This window comes from Micromonospora sp. M42 (assembly GCF_000568915.1).
GTDB lineage: Bacteria > Actinomycetota > Actinomycetes > Mycobacteriales > Micromonosporaceae > Micromonospora > Micromonospora chalcea.
In genome coordinates this window covers 784,621-787,367 of the sequence record NZ_KK037233.1, presented here as the reverse complement: position 1 = coordinate 787,367, position 2,747 = coordinate 784,621, and the positions used below count along the sequence as shown (strand labels likewise).

Here is a 2,747-nt window from a genome sequence, read left to right as displayed (position 1 = left end):
TCGGGTGCCCCGATTCCGTGCAGGCCGGGCAGCCACCGCCGCCGCACGGCGGGAAGCGCCGTGACCGACGGCGCCACCTGCAACACCGGCAGCGCGAGCGCGGCGGCCCGGGCCAGGGTCGCCGCTCTCATCGCAGACCGCCGGTGGACTGCAGCATCGCGGCGAGTACGGCGACCGCGTCGCCGACCGGGTCCAGCAGCGGGCGGCGCGTGCCGGCCGAACCCCGCGGGCGGCGCCCGGCGAGCCGCCTCGGCGACCAGGCCGGCCGGGTCCTGGGACACGTCGTCGTGGCACGGGACCACCGGTGAAGTCCCGATCACCGCCGCGAGCACCGGCCCGAGCTGCTGCGGTGTGCCCGCCCACCGGCTCAGGCCGGCGCGGGCCAGGATCGCGGCGTTCGCACGCCCGTGACCGGCGATGGGCCGGTACGTGACCACCGGCAGCCCGGCCGCCAGCGCCTCCTGGCAGGTCAGCCCGCCGGCGTTCTCCACCATCACGTCGACGGCGCGCATCAGTGCCGGCATGTCGTCGACCCAGCCCAGCACGTACCGGCCGGCGCCGTGCAGCCGGCGGCGCAGCGCCGCGTTGTGCCCGCACACCACCACCGGGCGGACACCCGCCGCGGCGACCTCGGCCACCGTCGCCGGCACCTCGCCGGCGCCCCAGGAGCCCGCGACGACAAGCGCGAGCACACCGTCGGCCGGCAGGCCGAACCGCTGCCGGGCCCGCTGCCGGTCCTCCGGGCCGGGCCGGGCGAAGGCGCGGGACACCAGCGGCTGCACCACCGTGACGTCGGCGGCGTCGGCCTGACGCGTCTCGGCGTGGCGGACCGCGCAGTACACGTCCACGCCCGGCGCGAGCCAGGTCGGGTGCACCACGAAATCGGTCACGTAGGTGATCACCGGGACACGGAGCCGCCCGTGCCGCCGCAACGGGCCGAGGAGCTGGTTGGCGAACGGATAGGTGGTGACCACGGCCCGGGTGTCGGACGGGATGCGGCGGCGCAGGCGACGGCGCAACGGCCTCAGCAGCGCGCGGATCACGCGTACGGCCGTCGGTGAGCTGCCGGTCAGCCGGAACAGCGCGTGGTAGCCCCACGGGAGCCGGTGCAGCACCCCCCGGTACGTCTCGCGCACCGCCCGGTGCAGCGGGCGGGGCAGCAGGTGCAGAAGGTTCAGCCGGTCCACCGCGAAGCCCCCGCGCACGCAGCCGTTGCGCCAGCTCGTCAGCGGCCCGGTCGTGTCCGGCGCCGATGTCCGCCGAGACCACCACGATCCGGCCCGGGGTGCTCCATACCGGGCGCATACCCACGGAATCGGTGTCCACGCGACCAGCCGGGACACCGGGTTCAGGCGCGGCGGCGTTCCGCGGCGGCGGGACCGGCCCCGGCGGGCGGCGAGCACCGCCGCCACCCCCACCGACGGTGAGGGCGAGCAGACCGGCGAGCGGCACGATCATCCGCCAGTCCCCCTCGCCGACGCGGCGCAGCGCGGTGCCGGCCGGCCCCCGCCACGGCGGCGAGACGGTACGGGCCGGCGCGGCGGCGGGAGCGTTACGGGGTTCCGCCGCCTCGGCGTCCCCCTCACCCGGCTCCACCAGCCGGCCGACCGAGGCGTCCCGGGGCAGCCCGAAGCCCCAGTCGAGCAGCTGGGCGCCCTGCTGCCAGCCGCGTACCGGCCGGGCCTCGGCGCCGAGCAGCGTCACCACGAGACGGCGTCCGCCGCGTTGCGCGGCGCCGACGTAACTGTGCCGGGCCAGCTCGGTGAAACCGGTCTTGCCGCCGAGCGCGCCCGGATAGCGGTAGATCAGCTGGTTCTCGTTCTGGATCTGGAACCCGCCCTTCTTCAGGGCGGGCTGGGCCGGGATCTGTGTGCGTTCGGTGAGCGCGTACCGGCGGAACGCGGCGTCGGCGAAGCAGGCCCGCGCGATCAGCGCCAGGTCGTACGCGGTGGTGAACTGCCCGGGGCCGTCCAGTCCGGACGGGGTGACCGCGTGGGTCTGCCCGGCGCCGAGCCGGCGGGCCTGCGCGTTCATCTCGGCGACGCCGGCCTGCGTGCTGCCGGCGCCGAGACGGGCCAGCATGTTCGCCGCGTCGTTGCCGGACTGCAGGAGCAGGCCCAGCCAGAGCGTCTCCACGCTGTAGCGGCCACCGACGAGCAGCCCGACGGCCGAGCTGCCCGGTTCGATGTCGAGGTCGGCGCGGGTCGCGACGGCCACCTGCTTCGGGTCGAGCCGGCTCAGCATGGTGGCGGCCAGCAGCAGTTTCTGGGTGCTGGCCGGCGTGCCGGGGACGTGCGCCCCGCACGCGCCCAGAACGGCGCCGGTGTCCAGGTCCGCCACGAGCCAGGTGCTGGCGGTGACCGCCGGGGGCGCGGGGCTGCCCGGCGGCGCGACCAGTCCGGCGCCGGCCAGCGCCTCCCCGCCCACCGCCGCCTGTTCGGGTGTCGTGGCCGGCGGCGTCGGGCGGGGCGGCCGGCTCACCTTCGGCGCGGGCTGCCGGGGGCAGGGCACGGTGGCGCCGGGCGCGGGGGCCGTCCCGGGGGCGGCCGGCGCCGGTGCGGGTGTCCCGGCGGCGAGCAGGGTGACGGCGGTGACGGCGGCCAGGACCCGGGCTCTCATGAGAAGGCACCATACCGAGCCCGTTGATCAGGGCCGGGTGGCTCACCGGGGCCGTGACGCGGCGCCGATCGCCCGGCCCCGCTCGGTGACCGGGCGAGTCAGCGGACGCCGCGCAACCACCATCGTTG

General features: G+C 77.1%; 2 pseudogenes. Both read right to left on the bottom strand.

Features of this window, described 5'->3' with window-relative positions:
• Positions 1–127 precede the first annotated feature (127 nt).
• Positions 128–1,305 (bottom strand): annotated as a pseudogene (locus tag MCBG_RS32290) (glycosyltransferase).
• A 43-nt stretch (positions 1,306–1,348) separates the two neighbouring features.
• Positions 1,349–2,619, bottom strand: a pseudogene (locus tag MCBG_RS34910) (D-alanyl-D-alanine carboxypeptidase family protein).
• Positions 2,620–2,747: the final 128 nt, after the last annotated feature.